This is a genomic window from Gemmobacter serpentinus (assembly GCF_008973825.1).
Taxonomy (GTDB): Bacteria; Pseudomonadota; Alphaproteobacteria; order Rhodobacterales; family Rhodobacteraceae; genus Gemmobacter; species Gemmobacter serpentinus.
Genome location: NZ_WCHR01000034.1, coordinates 28060 through 44947 on the forward strand (window position 1 = coordinate 28060; position 16888 = coordinate 44947).

General features: G+C 63.0%; 13 protein-coding genes. 6 read left to right on the forward strand and 7 right to left on the reverse strand.

Annotated features, from left to right (window positions below):
* Positions 1-156: 156 nt before the first annotated feature.
* The 4 genes from mltG to GBJ34_RS17050 all read right to left on the reverse strand — a co-directional run bounded on the left by mltG (position 157) and on the right by GBJ34_RS17050 (position 5632).
* Positions 157-1329: an endolytic transglycosylase MltG gene (mltG, locus tag GBJ34_RS17035; protein ID WP_151720397.1), complete on the reverse strand. Its 1173-nt coding sequence runs from the start codon at positions 1327-1329 to the stop codon at positions 157-159.
* Positions 1329-2591, reverse strand: coding sequence for a beta-ketoacyl-ACP synthase II (gene fabF, locus GBJ34_RS17040; RefSeq protein ID WP_151720398.1), 1263 nt, complete (start codon positions 2589-2591; stop codon positions 1329-1331). Before fabF ends, mltG begins: the two co-directional genes overlap by 1 nt.
* A 165-nt stretch (positions 2592-2756) precedes the next feature.
* A complete protein-coding gene (locus tag GBJ34_RS17045) occupies positions 2757-3962 on the reverse strand; it encodes a cytochrome b/b6 domain-containing protein (RefSeq protein WP_151720399.1) in 1206 nt (401 codons plus the stop codon).
* Between the two features lie 119 nt (positions 3963-4081).
* A complete protein-coding gene (locus tag GBJ34_RS17050) occupies positions 4082-5632 on the reverse strand; it encodes a calcium-binding protein (RefSeq protein ID WP_192931270.1) in 1551 nt (516 codons plus the stop codon).
* Between the two features lie 229 nt (positions 5633-5861).
* Here GBJ34_RS17050 and fabD point away from each other — a divergent pair, with 229 nt between their 5' ends.
* From fabD to GBJ34_RS17065, 3 genes are all read left to right on the forward strand, one after another.
* Positions 5862-6791, forward strand: a complete 930-nt coding sequence (gene fabD, locus GBJ34_RS17055) for an ACP S-malonyltransferase (RefSeq protein ID WP_151720401.1) — start codon at positions 5862-5864, stop codon at positions 6789-6791.
* A 164-nt stretch (positions 6792-6955) separates the two neighbouring features.
* Positions 6956-7693: a 3-oxoacyl-ACP reductase FabG gene (fabG, locus tag GBJ34_RS17060; protein ID WP_151720402.1), complete on the forward strand. Its 738-nt coding sequence runs from the start codon at positions 6956-6958 to the stop codon at positions 7691-7693.
* Between the two features lie 187 nt (positions 7694-7880).
* Entirely contained in the window at positions 7881-8114 is a 234-nt protein-coding gene (locus GBJ34_RS17065) for an acyl carrier protein (protein WP_149142977.1), read from the forward strand.
* Between the two features lie 203 nt (positions 8115-8317).
* Here the strand turns inward: GBJ34_RS17065 and GBJ34_RS17070 are convergent, their stop codons facing one another.
* The 3 genes from GBJ34_RS17070 to GBJ34_RS17080 form a co-directional block, all read right to left on the reverse strand.
* Positions 8318-8731, reverse strand: coding sequence for a bleomycin resistance protein (locus GBJ34_RS17070; protein ID WP_151720403.1), 414 nt, complete (start codon positions 8729-8731; stop codon positions 8318-8320).
* A 121-nt stretch (positions 8732-8852) separates the two neighbouring features.
* Positions 8853-9425, reverse strand: a complete 573-nt coding sequence (locus GBJ34_RS17075) for a YceI family protein (protein ID WP_151720463.1) — start codon at positions 9423-9425, stop codon at positions 8853-8855.
* 162 nt (positions 9426-9587) lie between these two features.
* On the reverse strand, positions 9588-11834 hold the full coding sequence (locus tag GBJ34_RS17080; protein WP_151720404.1) for a glycosyltransferase family 32 protein: 2247 nt from the start codon (positions 11832-11834) through the stop codon (positions 9588-9590).
* 277 nt (positions 11835-12111) lie between these two features.
* On the opposite strand from GBJ34_RS17080, the gene GBJ34_RS17085 reads away from it, so the two are divergent.
* From GBJ34_RS17085 to GBJ34_RS17095, 3 genes are all read left to right on the forward strand, one after another.
* Positions 12112-14445 (forward strand): glycosyltransferase family 2 protein, encoded by a 2334-nt coding sequence (locus tag GBJ34_RS17085; RefSeq protein ID WP_151720405.1) that lies wholly within the window; start codon positions 12112-12114, stop codon positions 14443-14445.
* Positions 14446-14453: 8 nt separating this feature from the next.
* Positions 14454-15521, forward strand: coding sequence for a glycosyltransferase family 2 protein (locus GBJ34_RS17090; RefSeq protein ID WP_151720406.1), 1068 nt, complete (start codon positions 14454-14456; stop codon positions 15519-15521).
* A gap of 375 nt (positions 15522-15896) precedes the next feature.
* Positions 15897-16844 carry a phosphoadenosine phosphosulfate reductase gene (locus tag GBJ34_RS17095; RefSeq protein WP_151720407.1) on the forward strand — a complete coding sequence of 316 codons (948 nt, stop codon included), beginning with the start codon at positions 15897-15899 and terminating at the stop codon, positions 16842-16844.
* The last annotated feature ends 44 nt before the right edge of the window (positions 16845-16888 follow it).

A 16888-nucleotide genomic window follows, 5' to 3' on the forward strand; every position in this document is an offset into this window, starting at 1 on the left:
AAAGCACTAGAAATGTCAAATAATATTGTATTTTCAATATCTTAACAGAAGGTTCGCCCTTCTGTTGATCCACGCAACACCCGTCCTCCATGCATGGCCAAGGACATGAAAAAGGGGGCCAGCGGCCCCCTTTCCATCCCGGATCCTGTCACGGTTTTATTGTTGCGGGTCAGGGGCTTGCTGTCCCTGCTGCGCCTCGATCTGGCGCCAGACCGCGACATTGGCGTTATGCTCTTCCAGGGTGCGGGCAAAGGCATGACCGCCGGTGCCATCCGCCACGAAGAACAGGAAATCCGAGATTTCCGGGTTCATCGCCGCCGCGATGCTCTCGCGACCGGGGTTGGCAATCGGTGTCGGCGGCAGCCCTTGAATGACATAGGTATTATAGGGCGTCGCGCGCCGCAGCTCGCTCTGGCGCAGGCCACGGCCCAGCACGCCCTCGCCCTTGGTGATGCCATAGATCACCGTCGGGTCGGTCTGCAGCCGCATCCCGGCGCGCAGCCGGTTGACAAAGACGCTGGCGACCAGCGGGCGCTCGGCGGCAACCCCGGTCTCCTTCTCGACAATGGAGGCCATGATCAGCGCCGCTTCCGGCGTGTCATAGGGCAGATTATCGGCGCGTCCGGCCCAAAGATCGGCCAGAATGCGGGTCTGCTTTTGCTGCATCTGCGCCAGAAGCGCCTCGCGCGAACCACCCTTTTCCACGTCATAGCCATCGGGGGCAAGGCTACCCTCGGGCGGCACGGCGGAGACATCGCCTTCCATGAAATCGGCGCGTTTCAGGCTTTCGACCACCTGCCAGCTTGTCACGCCCTCGGCCAGCGTCACCTGCCAGCGCAGATCACCGGCAAGGGCCGCATCGACATAGGCTTGTGGCGCGGGTTCCGCCGCCGGGTCGAACTTCACCACCTCGACATAGCGTTGCGTCGCCGGGTCCAGCTCGCGCAGCAGGATTTCCGCCTTGGCCACGCCGATGCGGAAATTCACCTCGCGCCCGCAGGTCGAGGCCCCACCCGCCGTCAGCAGATCGATGATCGCCGTCATCGACGCCTGTTCCGGCACAAGGTAAGAGCCGAACTTCAGCCCTGCCGCCTTACCGGAATAATCCGCGCCGATACGGAAGATCCGCGCATCCGAAATCGCACCCTGCGCTTCCAGATCGCGGCTCACTTCGCCCAGGGACGCGCCACGCTCAACCTTCACACAGACAGCTTGGGTCAAGGGCCCCGGGCCGACATATTGCTGGCGGCCCCAGGCCAACAGGCCCGCAACCCCCACCAGCAGCACAATGAACAGCGTCAGCGCGTTCGAGGCGATGGAACGCCACATCAGTCGCGCACCTTGCCCAGAACCAGGCTGGCATTGGTGCCGCCAAACCCGAAGGAATTGGACAGCGCCACGTCGATCTTGCGCTTGACGGCCGTGTTCGGTGCCAGATCCAGCTTCGGTGCCACAGCAGGATTATCAAGGTTGATCGTCGGCGGCGCGATCTGGTCCCGGATCGCCAGCACACAGAAGATCGCCTCAACCGCGCCCGCAGCGCCCAGCAGGTGGCCAATGCTCGATTTCGTCGACGACATCGTGGCCTTGGCCGCCGCATCGCCCATCAGCCGCTCCACCGCGCCAAGCTCGATGGTGTCGGCCATGGTCGAGGTGCCATGGGCATTGATGTAATCCACCTGATCGGGGGTCAGACCGGCACGCTTCAGCGCGGCCTGCATGGACCGATAGCCACCATCACCATCTTCCGACGGTGCGGTGATGTGATAGGCATCGCCCGACAGGCCATAGCCCAGCACTTCGGCATAAATCCTGGCACCGCGCGCCTTCGCGTGCTCGTATTCTTCCAGCACCACGATGCCCGCGCCCTCGCCCATGACGAATCCGTCACGATCAGCATCATAGGGGCGGCTGGCCTTTTCAGGCTCGTCGCCGCGCTTCGTCGACAGCGCCTTGCAGGCATTGAACCCGGCAATTCCGATCTCGCTGATCGGGGCCTCGGCACCGCCCGCCACCATCACATCGGCATCGCCCAGCATGATCAGCCGCGCCGCATCGCCGATGGCATGTGCGCCGGTCGAACAGGCGGTGACCACCGCGTGGTTCGGCCCCTTGAAGCCGAAGCGGATCGACACCTGCCCCGAGACAAGGTTGATCAGCGAGCCGGGAATGAAGAAGGGCGACACCCGCTTGGGGCCCTTTTCCTTGATCAGCACCGCCGTCTCGGCAATCGTTGACAAGCCGCCAATGCCAGATCCGATCATGACGCCGGTGCGCAGGCGGTCTTCCTCGTCTTGCGGCTCCCAGCCGGAATCCTTCACCGCCTGAACCGCGGCAGCCATGCCATACAGAATGAAGTCATCGACCTTGCGGCGTTCTTTCGGCTCCATCCAGTCATCAGGGTTGAATGTGCCATCGCTGCCGTCCCCCATCGGGATCTCGCAGGCATATTTCGTCACCACATTCGTGGTGTCAAAGCGGGTGATCGGGCCCGCGCCGGATTGCCCTGCCACCAGCCGCTTCCAGGTCTCCTCTACCCCGCAAGCCAGCGGCGTGACCATTCCAAGACCCGTGACAACAACGCGACGCATCCGATCTTCCCTTTTTCAATCGCCCCTCAAGGGGCCAGAAATCCCCGCGTTGATACACGCGGGGCGCGGCTTAGGCAAGAAACCGCACCGGCCCCGGCGGGCCAGCGCAGCCCGATCACCCGGGGGACGGGCCGATCCCCGCCGATCCCCGCGCCAGCGATGGTCCTATTTGCGCCGCGCCGTCAGATCGACCGTGACGACAACCGGAAAGCCCACGCTCGATTCATCGCCGTAACTTGCCCCCATGCCGAAGGCGCGACGGTCCAGCGTGACCGCACCCTGCATCCGGGCGGTGTCGCCCTCGATGGTCAGGGCAAACGGCAGGCTCACCGGCTGGGTTTCCCCGCGCAGGGTCAGCGTGCCATTCGCCTGATAGCCCGAGGCGGCAGGCAGGATATCGGCCTCGAAGACCGCAGTCTTGTGGCCCGCCACATCAAAGAACTCCGCGCCCTTGGCCTGATCGGTGACTGATCCAAGCGTCAGCGTCGTCGTATCGATCTGCACGCGCACATGGCCATGCTTGCCATTGGTCGCGGCCTCGTCAAAGGCGATCTCGGCCGTCCAGTCCGGCAGATTGCCCTGCACATCGGCGCCCATCTGCTTGACGGTGAAGTTCAGCGCACCGCTTTCCACCTGCCAATTGCCCGCATCAGTGGCCGCAGCGTTGGCCGGGGTTTCGGCAGAGGGGGCCTCCGCCGCCTGCGGTACCTCGCGCCCGGACAGCATCAAGACGCCCCCCACAACCAGCGCAAAGACCGCCAGCACCGCAAAGGCCGGGGATTTCGGATGTGCCGCAGGCCGGCCCGCCTCGCGCCCCGTCAGCATCCGCGACAGCGTGCCGTCACGATCCCAGACCGCGTGTTTCAGCGCCCCCACCACATGCAGCAGCACCGCCGCAATCAGCAGCTTGGAGAAAACGACATGCAAGATACCTGAGATCTTGGCGATCAGTTCCGATTTCGGCACAAACGGCAGATCCTGTCCGAAAGGCCACAGGATCGGCGCGAACCCCTCCACCGCCGCGTGATGGATCCAGCCGCTCAGCGGCATCAGCAACATGGAACCATAAAGCATCCAGTGCACGCCCTCTGCCGCCAGCGTCTCCAGCTTGCGGTCAGGATGGACCGGCGCCGGGCGTGGCTGGCTCAATGCCCAAAGAATGCGGATCAGCGCGATGAAAAACGCCGCAATCCCGATGGTCTTGTGCCACGAGAAGACCTGCGCCTTCGCAGCCAGTGCCTCGGATGTGTCATAGGGAAGATCTTGGGCATAGAGTCCAAGGCCGATGGCGGAAAGGATCAAGATCGCGGTGGCCCAATGCAGGCTGCGGGCGACCGAGCCGTATCGGCGCGCGGTATTGGTGGCTGGCATGAATGTCATCTCCTGGTCAGTGCCCCCCGATACCACGGGCGCGCCCGAAGGCGAGAGACCAGTTCGCGCACATCACCTGTGCGGCTGCGGCGAAGCGATCCGCCGCAGCGCAGAAATCATCAGACCAACCAGAGGTTCCAGCCGTCCATTCCGCCATCGAAGCTGATGAAAGCCACGGCCTTGCCGCTGCCCGATCCATCAGCATCGAAGTAAAGCGTATGGTTGGCGCTGCGATAGACCCAGTGATCGCTTGCATCCTTGGCGGTGTCTTGGGCCAGATCGGCGATTGATACACGCCCGCTCTGCCCGGCATAGCCAAAGGCCGCTGCCGCAACCTCTATCCGGTCCTCGGATGCAGAAAAATCGGTGATCCGGTCACCTTTTTCCGACAGGGCGGTGAAGACAAAGCGATCCGCCCCCGCGCCCCCTGTCAGGGTATCCGCACCGCCCCCCCCTGCCAGCGTGTCATTGCCCGCGCCACCGTTCAGCAGATCGTTGCCGCCCTCACCGCGCAGCAGATCGTCGCCGGTGCCAGCCATCACCGTGTCATTGCCACCGCCCGCCAGAATTGTGTCATTGCCAGACGCTGGATCCAGCTCTTGCACAAAATCGTTACCCTCACCCGCGCGCAGATGATCGGCACCGGCCCCGCCATCGATCCGGTCATTTCCGGCATCGGTAAAGATCGTATCCTCGCCGCTGCCGCCATAGACGGTATCATTGCCCCGTCCGGTGGTGACCAGATCGTTCCCCTCTCCGCCATCGGCAAGCATGGTGCCGCTCAGCGTGGCAGTCAGGCTGTCATCGATTGTGTCATTGCCTGCACCGCCATACAGCGTGTCATTCCCCAGATAGGCCAGCAACAGGTCATTGCCGTCGCCCCCGAACAGCAGGTCATTGCCATTGCCGCCATCCAGATGGTCGTGATCGGCCCCGCCGCGCAGCGTGTCGTTGCCATAGCCCCCAAGCAGGGTGTCATTGCCGTCGCCCCCAAGAACGGAATCGTCATTGGTGCCCGCGACCGCGCGGTCATAATAGTAATCATTGCCGATCCCCAGATCGACAATGCCCCGAAGCACACCGCGCGTCTCAACCCGGTCGTCACCTTCCCGCAGGTTGAAGTCACCCGTGATCGTGCCGTAATTCATGATGTTATCGACACCCGAGATGCCATAGACAGCAATCGCCCCCGAAATGCTGCCGCGGTTCTCCAGCTTCATCTCGCCCAGACCAAAGGGCCCATAGATGCCGTAATTCTCGCCCTTCATGGTGCCGGTATTGGTGATCTGCGTGGTGCCGCCGTCCCGCACATAAGCCCAGACCGCCGCATTGGCCCCTTGGACATAACCCGCATTGTAAAGCGTGGTGTTCTGACCATCAATCACCACCCCATTGGAATGGGTATAGAGACCAAGACCGCCTGCCGTCACGACAGCACTGGCACCAAGAAAGATCTTGCCTGGCTCGGCCATGCCCAGAAGCTTGATGCCATCATCCTCACCATGGATCTGGCCATACACAGTGATGCTATGGGCACCCTCCCAGGAATTGATCCCCGTCGCAGCAGAGGAAGAAATGCTGACGCCAGCATCCACACGAATGCTGTCACTTCCAAACAGGAGATAGCCATCTCCCTCACTGTTCACACTTGTCGCGATAATCAGGGGCATGATCCGGGGTTTCCAGCCATATTGTTGAAGACATATAAACAATTGAAAAATAACGCATTTATGAAAATTTGTCACGTTCTTTTCCAAACCATGGCAAAACTGTGACCGCGCAAAGGGACAGGGAACTGTCCCGCCCCCGGCAGGCCAGGAAGGAACGCCCCGCCCCCCAGAGCGATTGCGCGCAGGGGCGCTTGGCTGTATCCGGTTTGAAACAATTGACGGAGGACGCATGAGCCGCGCATTCGTATTCCCCGGCCAGGGGGCACAGACCATTGGCATGGGCCGCGCATTGGCCGAAAGCTATCCCGCCGCGAAAGCGGTGTTCGACGAGGTGGATGATGCCCTGGGCGAGAAGCTCTCGACCCTGATCTGGGAAGGCGAGATCGCGGATCTGACGCTGACGCAAAACGCCCAGCCTGCACTGATGGCGACCTCCATCGCCGCCCTGCGCGCGCTGGAAAGCGAAGGCATCACCCTCGACAACGCGGCGTTTGTCGCGGGTCACAGCCTTGGCGAATATTCGGCGCTTTGTGCGGCGGGCTCGATCACGCTGTCGGATACCGCGCGGCTGCTGCGCATCCGTGGCCAGGCCATGCAAGAGGCGGTGCCGGTCGGCGTGGGTGCGATGGCGGCCCTTCTGGGCCTTGATTTCGAGACCGCGACCGAAGTCGCGCAGGAGGCAGCCCAGGGCGAGGTCTGTCAGGCCGCCAATGACAATGACCCGGCGCAGGTCGTGGTCTCCGGTCACAAGGCCGCCGTTGAGCGCGCGGTGGAGATCGCCAAGGCCAAGGGTGCCAAGCGCGCGCTGCTGCTGCCGGTCTCTGCCCCCTTCCATTGCGCGCTGATGCAGCCCGCAGCCCATGTCATGGCCGAGGCCCTGGCTGCGGTGAATATCGAGAACCCTGCCGTGCCGGTCGTGGTCAATGTCCGCGCCGAGGCGGTGATGGAGGCGGATCGCATTCGCGATCTGCTGGTCGCGCAGGTAACCGGATCGGTGCGCTGGCGCGAAAGCGTGCTCTGGATGGAGCAGGCAGGCGTCACCGATTTCTGGGAAATCGGCGCAGGCAAGGCGCTGTCGGGCATGATCAAGCGCATCGCGAAAGGCGTGGAAACCCGCGCCATCGGCACGCCCGAAGACGTGCAGGCCGCCAAGGCCTGACCCGCGACCCCGATTTTTCGTCGAAAAATCGGGGCCAATAACCCGGGGCGCAAAAGGGATTTGGGGGGCTGTCTGCCCCTCCGGGGCCTGCGGCCTTCCACCCCCAAGGATATCTGAGACAAGAAGAAGGGCCCGAAGCGGCACCTTTCTGAAAGGGACAAACGATGTTTGATCTGAATGGCAAGAACGCTTTGATCACCGGCGCCTCCGGCGGCATCGGCGGCGAGATCGCGCGGGCGCTGCACAAGGCCGGGGCCACCGTCACCCTGTCGGGCACGCGTCTGGCCCCGCTGGAGGCCTTGGCGGCCGAACTGGGTGACCGTGCCCATGTCGCGACCTGCGATCTGTCGGATGCGGCGTCTGTCGAGGCGCTGCCCAAGGCTGCGATCGAGAAGATGGGATCCATCGATGTGCTGGTGAACAATGCCGGCATCACCCGCGACAACCTGTTCATGAGGATGTCGGACGAGGAATGGCAGTCGGTGATCGACGTGAACCTGACCTCCACCTTCCGGCTGTGCCGGGGCGTCTTGCGCGGCATGATGAAGGCCCGCTGGGGCCGTATCGTCAATATCAGCTCGGTCGTGGGGGCCACCGGCAACCCGGGCCAGGGCAACTATGCCGCCTCAAAGGCGGGGATGGTCGGCATGTCCAAATCCCTCGCCGCCGAAGTGGCCAGCCGGGGAATCACCGTCAATTGCGTGGCACCCGGCTTCATCACCACCGCGATGACCGACAAGCTGAATGACGAACAGAAATCGCGCATTCTGACGCAGGTTCCGGCCGGGCGCATGGGCGAAGTGACCGAAATTGCGGCAGCCGTGCTCTATCTGGCCAGCCCGGAGGCAGGTTATGTCACCGGGACCACGCTGCATGTGAATGGCGGCATGGCGATGATCTGATCTGTCGCGGCTGGCCTGCGGGAAAGGGTTTGCCAAGGCCCTGCCCGCTTGCTATAGCCGCGAACGGAACCACCCGGCCCCGAAAGGGTTTGGGCCCTGCTTCATGCAGGGACTAATCGCCAAGGGGCAAAGCCCCGCGGCAGGGACACCAGACCGGGGAGATCCCCGTAACGATGAGGAAGTGACAATGAGCGACATCGCAGATCGCGTGAAAAAGATCGTCGTCGAGCATCTCGGCGTCGAAGAAGACAAGGTGACCGAGACCGCCTCGTTCATCGACGATCTGGGCGCTGACAGCCTCGACACCGTCGAGCTGGTCATGGCTTTCGAAGAAGAATTCGGCATCGAGATCCCGGATGACGCTGCCGAAACCATCCAGACCTTCGGCGATGCCGTCAAATTCATCTCGGGCGCTGTGTGATCCCACACGGGCAGAGTTCCGTGTGATCTGACACGGACAGAATAAGCAAAAGGGCCCCGCGATGCGGGGCCCTTTTGCCATGGTCGGTTCGGGTATCGGCGGCCCTGCGATCTGAACGCCCGCTTTCGGCGAAAGGGGCAGCCGTCGCGAGGGCAGCCGTCACGGGGCCAGCCGTCACGGGGGAACCCGGCATCGCGGAGCCGTCACCGCGGCGGGGATCGCCGCCCCAGATCGGTGACAAATCGCAACAGATAGCCATCAGGATCGGCGATGATGAACTGGCGGTTGCCGGTTTGCTGATCCCCCACCCCATACCAGCGATCCTCAAGCGGCAGATGCAGCGCATGGCCCGCAGCCAGCAAGGTTGCGGCCAAGGCCGCAGCATCCTCCACCTTGATCGACAGGTTCACGCCACGCCCGAAAGGATGGGCAAAGCCCTGATCGAAATCGCGCCCGAGGCCCAGCTGGTCGATCATCAGTTCCGCCCCATTCAGATCGAGATAGGAGAACCCCTCCTCGGGCCGATCATAGCGGGCGGCGAATCCCAGAAGATCGACATAGAAGGCGCGCGAGCGCGCCCAATCCGTCACCGCAAGTTCCGGCACCAGAGCCGCCATGTGATCCCCCCTAAATGCAAATGCCGGGGACCCTTGGCCCCCGGCATCACTCTTTCCGATTCCCGGCCCCGGGCATACCCCCCGGATCTGCTCCCGGAACTGCCGGTCGGAGCTTCTCCGATCACTCGGCCTTTACGGCCTCGATCGAGATCTGGATCGTCACGTCATCGCCGACATAGGGGGCGAACATGCCCAGATTGTAGTCGCTGCGCTTGATGACGGTTTCGCCATTGAAGCCGAGCCACGGCTTCTTCTCCATCGGGTGCTCCATCGCCTGATTGAGCGTCGCATCAATCACGACCGACTTGGTCACACCGTTCAGGGTCAGATCGCCTGTGATCTTGCCGGTCTTCTCGCCGGTCACTTCGATGCCGGTCGACTTGAAGGTGACGGTCTTGTCCTCTGACGCCCCCAGGAAATCGGGGCTCATGAAGTGGTCAAAGCGCGCCTGCCAGCCGGTCAGCATGGTGCTCACCGGGAAGGCAACCTCGACCGAGGATTCCGCCGGGGCTTCGGCATCAAAATTGATCGTGCCGTCAAAGCCCGAGAACATGCCATAGGTGGTCGAGAAGCCCAGATGGCTGTAGTGGAACAGGATCTGGCTATGGCTCGGATCCAGCTTGTAGGCTTCCGGGGCGGCAAATGCGGGGGCGGCGATCAGGGCCGCGACAAGCGAAAGGGGGGCAAGACGGATCAAGGGAAACTCCTGAAGGGTCAAAGGTTTGGCAAGCGTGCTTGCTGCAGGTGCAAAATGCCCTGCCCCCTTTCACGGCTCAATCCGACATGTTCCCACAAGTTCTGTGCGCCCCCGCACATCACGTTGCTGCCAGCCCCCTTCCGCCTGGCACATCTGGCTCTAGCCCGAGGAATTTTCCATGTCTGCCATGGACTTGCGGATGAAGCGATTGCTGCCCCGCGTCAGCACCCAGCGGCCAATACGCTGCGCAAGTGCCGGTCGCCCGCGCGCCAATGCACGTTTGAACAATTCCTTCTGATAGCGCGAAAAGGTCTTTCGCGCCCGCAGCAGGCGGTAGAACTCTGCCTCGGTCAGCGTGCCGTTCAGCGCATCCACCGTGATGGTGGACAAGATACCCATCTGTTGCAGGCTGGAGCCCAGCCGATGCCCCATCAGCGGCGCGCGCAGCTTCAGCACATTGTCATTCTGGCAGCGCGCGACATGGCCCGCATCCAGCGGCTCATAGGGATCATAGAGCAGGATCACCTTGCCCGCCGCCTTCGATACCTCGGCCGCATCGCCATAGGGGCCGCTGAAATCGCTGTCCCAGGCGGTCTGATAGCGGGTTTCCCAAGGCACAAGGGTCTTGTCCAGCGTGGTTTGCGGGCTGATCGCCACCACATCCGCGCCGGGACAGGCGGGCGAAAACGCCATCGCCGCATACCCGCCCATCGAGGCGCCGTAGAACACCACGCGCTTGTAGCGGTCGAAGAAATCCGAAGTCGCCAGATCATCGAACTGGTCCCAGACCCATGGGTCACGATACCAGGTCCAGCCATTGGCCATCACCCCCAGCATGTCCCAGCCCTGTTTCTCGATGAAGCCATAGCCCCAAGGGCGCCGCTCTTCGCGCTTGGTCATCGCGATATCGAGATTGTCGAAGGTCACGACCAGCGTGTCCGAGCCGCGCGGCACATAGAGGAAGGAATGCATCGGATTGTCGCGCACCCAGCCATCTGGCCCCGCCAGCATCACCGCAAGTTCCGACCAGTCGATCGGCTCGGCGGCCTCGGTTGCGCGTTCCATCGCGGCGGAGGCGGCCTCAGCCGTTGGCCGGAACAGCGCACGGGTGATCGGCACGCCGTCCAATGTGCGCGACGACAATGTCTCGCAGGCCCCATATTTGTTCAGGAAGGGATAGGCCCCCGATCCTTTGCGGATATCCAGGAACATCCGCGTGCCTTCGCGCAGACAGCGCTCCAGGACCGGCGTGAGATGCGCAATCTTGCTGACATCACCAAAGCCCGACAGGTTCGCGATCACGTCACAGCCGGTCAGCTGTCCGGGGCTGGCAATGTGATGGATGCGGTCTTCCTCGACCCCGTTTTCCATCAGGAAGGCGCGGTAAGGCTCCACCCAACGCGAGGGTTTGCTCGCCCAGTTGCCGCGCCCGTCCATGTCGATCAGCTGCACCTCGCAGCCGGTTTGCAGCGCGACAGTCAAGACCAGCCCCTGCGCATTGCCCCCCAGATCGGCCAGAACCTTCACCGGCGCGTCGCCAATATGATCCAGCAACATCGCCTCGAACTGGTTGCGCCCGCGCCCGCGGATCGGGGTCGCCCCGGCCAGGATGCCATGTTCGCGGCAGGCCCGGTCGAACCAGCTGCCCGGCGGCGGCAGACCGTTGTGACGAATGCCGATCTCGCGCTTGTTCGAGGCCCAGACATGCAAGGCGGTGGTGTCTTTCGTGACCGCCATATCCACCACACCCGCCTTGCGCAGAAACTGCATCCGGTTCGGGAAGGTCACCGGGTAAAAGGCCGCCAGCGGCTGCACCTTGTCCATCAACCCGAACTGGCGGACGAAATGGGTGATCAGCAAGGGCCCCCAGACACCCCAGGGCTGCTGACTGACATGAATGGGCGTGCCCGCATCGCGCGCGGCCTCCAGCTCTTCCACCTGTTCGGGCTTGAGGAAGGGCGGGATCACGAAAGGATCGGAGGTGAAATCGATCAGCGCCGCCAGAACCTCGCTCTCGGCGGGCAGACCCAGCACGGCATTATTGACCCTGCCCCGGCCCGGCAGTTCGAACCCCATCACATAATCGCTGTCATAATCCATCACCCGCTGGCAATAGACATCGGTATCGACCCAGATCATGCCGGGACAGGCCCGGATCATATGCAGGCGGAACAGATCAGCAAACAGCGCATAGCTGTCTTTCTGTTCGTATTTCAGGAAGTTGTCGGTATCGATGATCTCGCGCCCGTTGCGCAGGATCACGCCTTCGGGCACGTTTGGCACATCGTCATAATGGAAGAGCGTGATCTTCTGTCCCTTGTCGACAAAGGATTTCAGACAAAGCTGTTCCATCCAGCTCAGCGCGCCGCCGATCCAAAGGGTGCCCACCTCGCGCTGTCGTGCCATTTTCTCGCCCATCACTGCCAACGGGCTGCCGCACCCGCCTTGTTACCGTCCGATTGCTTCGGATTTCGAAACATTCTGGCGAAGAAAGCCTGACTTGCCAATGTGAATGCAGCGAAAACCCGATCCAATTGCCTGGAATGGGGTGAAATGATGCGACAAATACACAGAAACTCGATTGCATTCAGACCTTTGCCGCATTGTTGCCATTGTGATAACGATACCCCTAGGCCAAGAGACCAGTGTGTCGGGTATCAGTTCACGTCAGCCAGAGGCGGCCATGCCGGAAGATCGAAAATCTGCGAAGCAGCGCCAAAATGGCGCGGCACCCGCCGTCGCGACGGAGGCGCGCGTCTTGCTGCGTGTCCTTGGCGGGTGCCAGCTTGATCTGCCGGGCCTGCCACGGTTGCTGGATGCCGTGCGCCATGGGGACCGGCTTTATGCCTGTTTCGGCAATGGCAGCGATGCGGCTGCCTTGGCTCCCGATGGCGGGCCGGGATGCGCGGTGCCACAGGAATTGCGCGCGGTCTCGGGCTCTTTGCTGGCGATCGCCCGCCTGACGGATGCAGCCGCCCCGGCCCGGCTGGCCCTGACGGGTGGCACGGTGTTGGATCTTGAGGCACCGCAGGCCGAGACCGACCTGTTTCGCGGCCTGAACACCATTCTTGCCTTCCGTCATGCCGAGACACCCGCGCAGCTTGCCGAAGGTCTGCGCTATCACTGGCGCCATCATGGACTTCAGGCGGCGCTGATCGTCAGCCGCGCGGATGAAGATCTGACGGAATTTGCCGCAGCCCTCTCGCATCGGCTGACCGGCACCGGGCTGACTGTCGTGCTGCTGCGCAGCCCTTTGCCGCTTGGCCAGGCCGATGCAGGCCCATTGACCCATCCCTTCCTTGCCCCCGATGCGCCGGGCAAGGACCGAATGGAACAGCCCGCGCCCGATCCCTGGCTCAGCCCGCTGGCCGAAGGCCTGATCCACGAGGCGCTGAAATGGCGCTTTCTGTCCGAGGCGCGTGCGGTGCTGACGCTCGATGCCTGCGATATCCTCGCACCAAGGGCCGAGGGCGCGCCGTCAGCCTTTGATCTTTGCGTGCAGGCCGAACAGGGCACGATCCTGCTGGTCGGGCATCGCATCTATCCCTGGCGCGTCCGCCCCGACCACGAGGCCCTGTTCGGCGATCACATCTGCCGCCAGTTCGACCATCGGCGCGGCATCGCCCGCTGGGGCGTAGCCCCCGGCAAGGCCGGGCTGGAAAACACCTGGCGATTGGTGCGCATATCCTATGCACGGCCCGATACCACCGGCACCGCGCATTTCTACCGCGCCATGGCGCTGCTTGTGCCCGGTCGCAATGCGGGCGATCTTGCCCCCAAATCGGCACTGATCGAAGACCCTTCGCTGATCGCGCTGTCGCAGGATGTCTTCAACCACCGCCCCGTGCGCGCCCCCGTCTCGCGCAAGCGGCAGGCCCCGACACCCGCAATCGACGCCGGGCGCACGGCCATCGTGACGACGATGAAGAATGAGGGCCCCTTCATTCTGGAATGGCTGGCCTATCACCGCGCCATCGGAGTCGATGATTTCCTCGTCTATACAAACGATTGCACCGATGGCACCGACACGATGCTGGAACTGTTGACCCGCAAGGGCATCGTTCAGCACCGGATCAACCCCTATGTGCCGGGCGGCGCGTTGAAGCCGCAACATGCCGCGCTTCAGGCCGCTGAATCCGAGCCCGTCATGCAGAATTGCGGCTGGGGCATCTGCATGGATGTCGATGAATTCATCGATATCAAGATCGGCGACGGCACCCTGAAGGCCCTCTATGAGCGGATGGGCGAGGCAAATATGATCTCGCTGACCTGGCGGCTGTTCGGCAATGCAGAGGTGCATGGCTATGAAGACCGCTTCATCATCGACCAGTTCACCCGCTGCGCGCCGGAGCTGATCCGCAAGCCGCATCAGGCCTGGGGCTTCAAGACCCTGTTCCGCAACATCGACATCTACAAGAAGCTGGGGGTCCACCGCCCCAAGGGCTTGCGTCCCGACCTGTGGGATCAGGTGCGCTGGTTGAACGGATCGGGTCGCCCGATGCCGAAAGAGGCCTATCGCAATGCCTGGCGTTCCACCGCCGACACCTATGGCTATGACTGGGTGCAGCTGAACCACTATGCGGTGCGCAGCGCCGAAAGTTTCCTGGTAAAGCGCGACCGTGGCCGGGTGAACCATGTCGATCGCGATCAGGGGCTGAACTACTGGTTCCGCATGAACCACAATATCGAAGCCGATGCCTCGATCCGCCGGATGATTCCCGCAGCCAGGGCCGAATTCGACCGGATGATGGCCGACCCCGAGATCCGTGCCGCCCACGAATATTCCGTGGCCTGTCACCGCGAAAAGATCACCGCTTTGATGCAAACCGAAAACTATCAGGCGTTTTTTGCCGAACTGACCGGCAATCGGATGGAAAAACTCTGCCGGATGCAGCACCATTTCGGCTCTGCCGTGTTTCTGGCGGGGCCGGGGGTTATCCCGACCGATCTGCATGAGCGTGACTTGCCCGAGAATTTCTTTTTCACCGTCGACCATGTCGGCGAAGCCGAGCACTGAAACAGTCCATGTCCCAGACCTATACGATCCTGACGACGATGAAGAACGAGGGCGCCTTCCTGCTGGAATGGTTCGCCCATCACAAGGCGCTTGGCTTTGATGAATTTGTCATCTGCACCAATGATTGCGAGGATACGACCGCCGAAATCGTGAAACGGTTGCAGAAGATGGGCCTCGCCCGGCTGCATCTGACCAATTACCGTCCCGGTCAGTCGATCCAGCGCCGGGCGCTGCGGCAGGGGATGCGCTATGACGAGGTGCAGAAGGCCGACTGGATCTTTGTCTGTGACGCGGATGAATTTCTGGCCTCGCATATCGGTGATGGATCGGTGCGGGCGCTGACCGCCGCCGCCTCGCCCGGAACCGAGGCGATCTGCGTGCCTTGGCGCCGCTTTGGCACCAATGGCCAAAAGGATTACCGCGAAGGCCCGATCACAAGGCAGTTTGTCATGGCCAATGCGACGCGGGGCGCAAAGGCACGGCCATTTGTGTTCCCCAAGACGCTGTTTCGCGGCGATATCCTGCCGCATGTCGAACGTCTGGGCGTGCATGTGCCGCTGCCGCGCCCCGATCTGGGGCACGAATTGCGGATCGAGGTGCCCGGTGGCAAGCCGGTCTTGCCGCCGCCGCAGCGTCTGCTGGTGCAGGCCGATTACAGCGCGGCGCAGGTGAACCATTACCAGTTGCGCTCGATGGACAGCTTTCTGGTGAAATCGGCGCGCGGCAAGGTGAACCATGTCAATGACAAGATGGATTACCGCTATTGGTCCTATAATGACGCCAATGAGGAACGCTGCGACCTGATCCGGCGCTATGACCCGGAGGTGGAACGCTGGATGACAGAGCTGCTCTCGGACCGGCGGCTGAACACCCTGCACGAGCGCGCGGTGCGCTGGCACAAGGCCAAGGTGGCCGAGCTTCATGCCGCCCCCGCATTCACCGAGATGATCGCCTTGATCGAGGCGCATCGTGCCCGCATGGCCAGCGATCCGGTCGAAGAGATCGGCTATGGCGGCGATCTGGATGTGCCGGAAACCGCTGAGCCCGAACTGGATGTGAAGATCACCGCCGCCTGAGGTGGCACCGGCCCGTGCGGCCACGCCTTGCCCCTTCGCGCCAGTCACAAGCCACAGGGCATCAAGCGTGTGTCGCGGGCCGCTTCTCGGCGCTGTCAGCCCGTTTCCGACAGGGCCATTCCTGGCCCCCATGCATGAGCCACCATGCAGAGGCCGCCGAATGGGCCGACGAATGGGCTGCCCCCCCCTCAGATCCGGCGTAGCCTGACACCTGTCACTTGACGCGGGAATCGGCGTGGCGCGGCAGGTTGACTTGCGAAACAATCACGCCCGATTGTTTCAGCCCTGCCCCGTCGCTGCCCCCTTGTCTGCCCGCTTTCGACACGCGAGATTGGCACTTCTTTTCATATGTTCGTTTGCCTGCCGGGAATCACGATGTCGGAGACCGTCCAGACCGCTGCGCCGCCCTCGCGTTACGACGCGTCGATGGCGGCTGACCACGCAAGCTGGCTTGCGCGGCTGGACGAGATCTGCGCCGATGAAGGCTATTTCGAGCCACTCGGCGCACGCCACCATGCCTTCTTCGCCGATGAAGGCCCGACGCTGATCGTGTCCTTCGAGACCGTCGAACAGGTGCGCGCCCGCAAGGACCAGATGCCCTTCGCGCTGTCGGTCGCCGCCCCGCGTGGCTGGTCGCAGCTCTGCATCCTGTCCGAGGGCGAAACCTGGTATCGCGACCCGGCGGTCTATCGCTATTTCGACCGGCTGGTCGATGATGCGTTTTTCGAGGATTTCGACCGCGTGCTGTTCTATGGCGCGGGGATGGGGGGCTATGCCGCCTGCGCCTTCTCGGTCTGTGCGCCGGGGGCCACGGTGCTGGCCGCGGCACCGCGCGCGACGCAAGACCCTGCCGTCGCCGGCTGGGATCGCCGCACGCTGGATGCCCGCCGCCTGAACTTCACCGATCGTTTCGGCTTTGCCCCCGATATGGTCGAGGGCACGGGCGAGGTCTTCATCCTGCACGACCCGCGCGACGTGATGGATGCGATGCACGCCGCCCTTTTCACCCGGCCCTTCGTGACCCAGTTGCGCACGCCGTTCCTGGGTGCGCGCCCAGATCAGGCGCTGGACGCGATGGGTTTGCTGCCGGGCCTGCTGGCCGATGCGGCCGAAGGCCGTCTGAGCGCCACGCGCTTTGCCCGGCTGTGGCGCAGCCGCCGCAGCTTTGGTCCCTGGCTGCGCGCCATGCTGACCCATGTCGAGGCCCAGGGCAGCCTGCGCCGCGCGCTCGGCATCTGTCGCTCGGTCAATGCCCGGCTTCAGGCACCGCGCTTCCGCCGCCGCCAGACCGAAATTGAAGCGCAGCTTGGCGGCAAGGGCTGAGGCCGCCCGCGCCACATATCTGGGCGCGGCCAGACCAGCCTTCA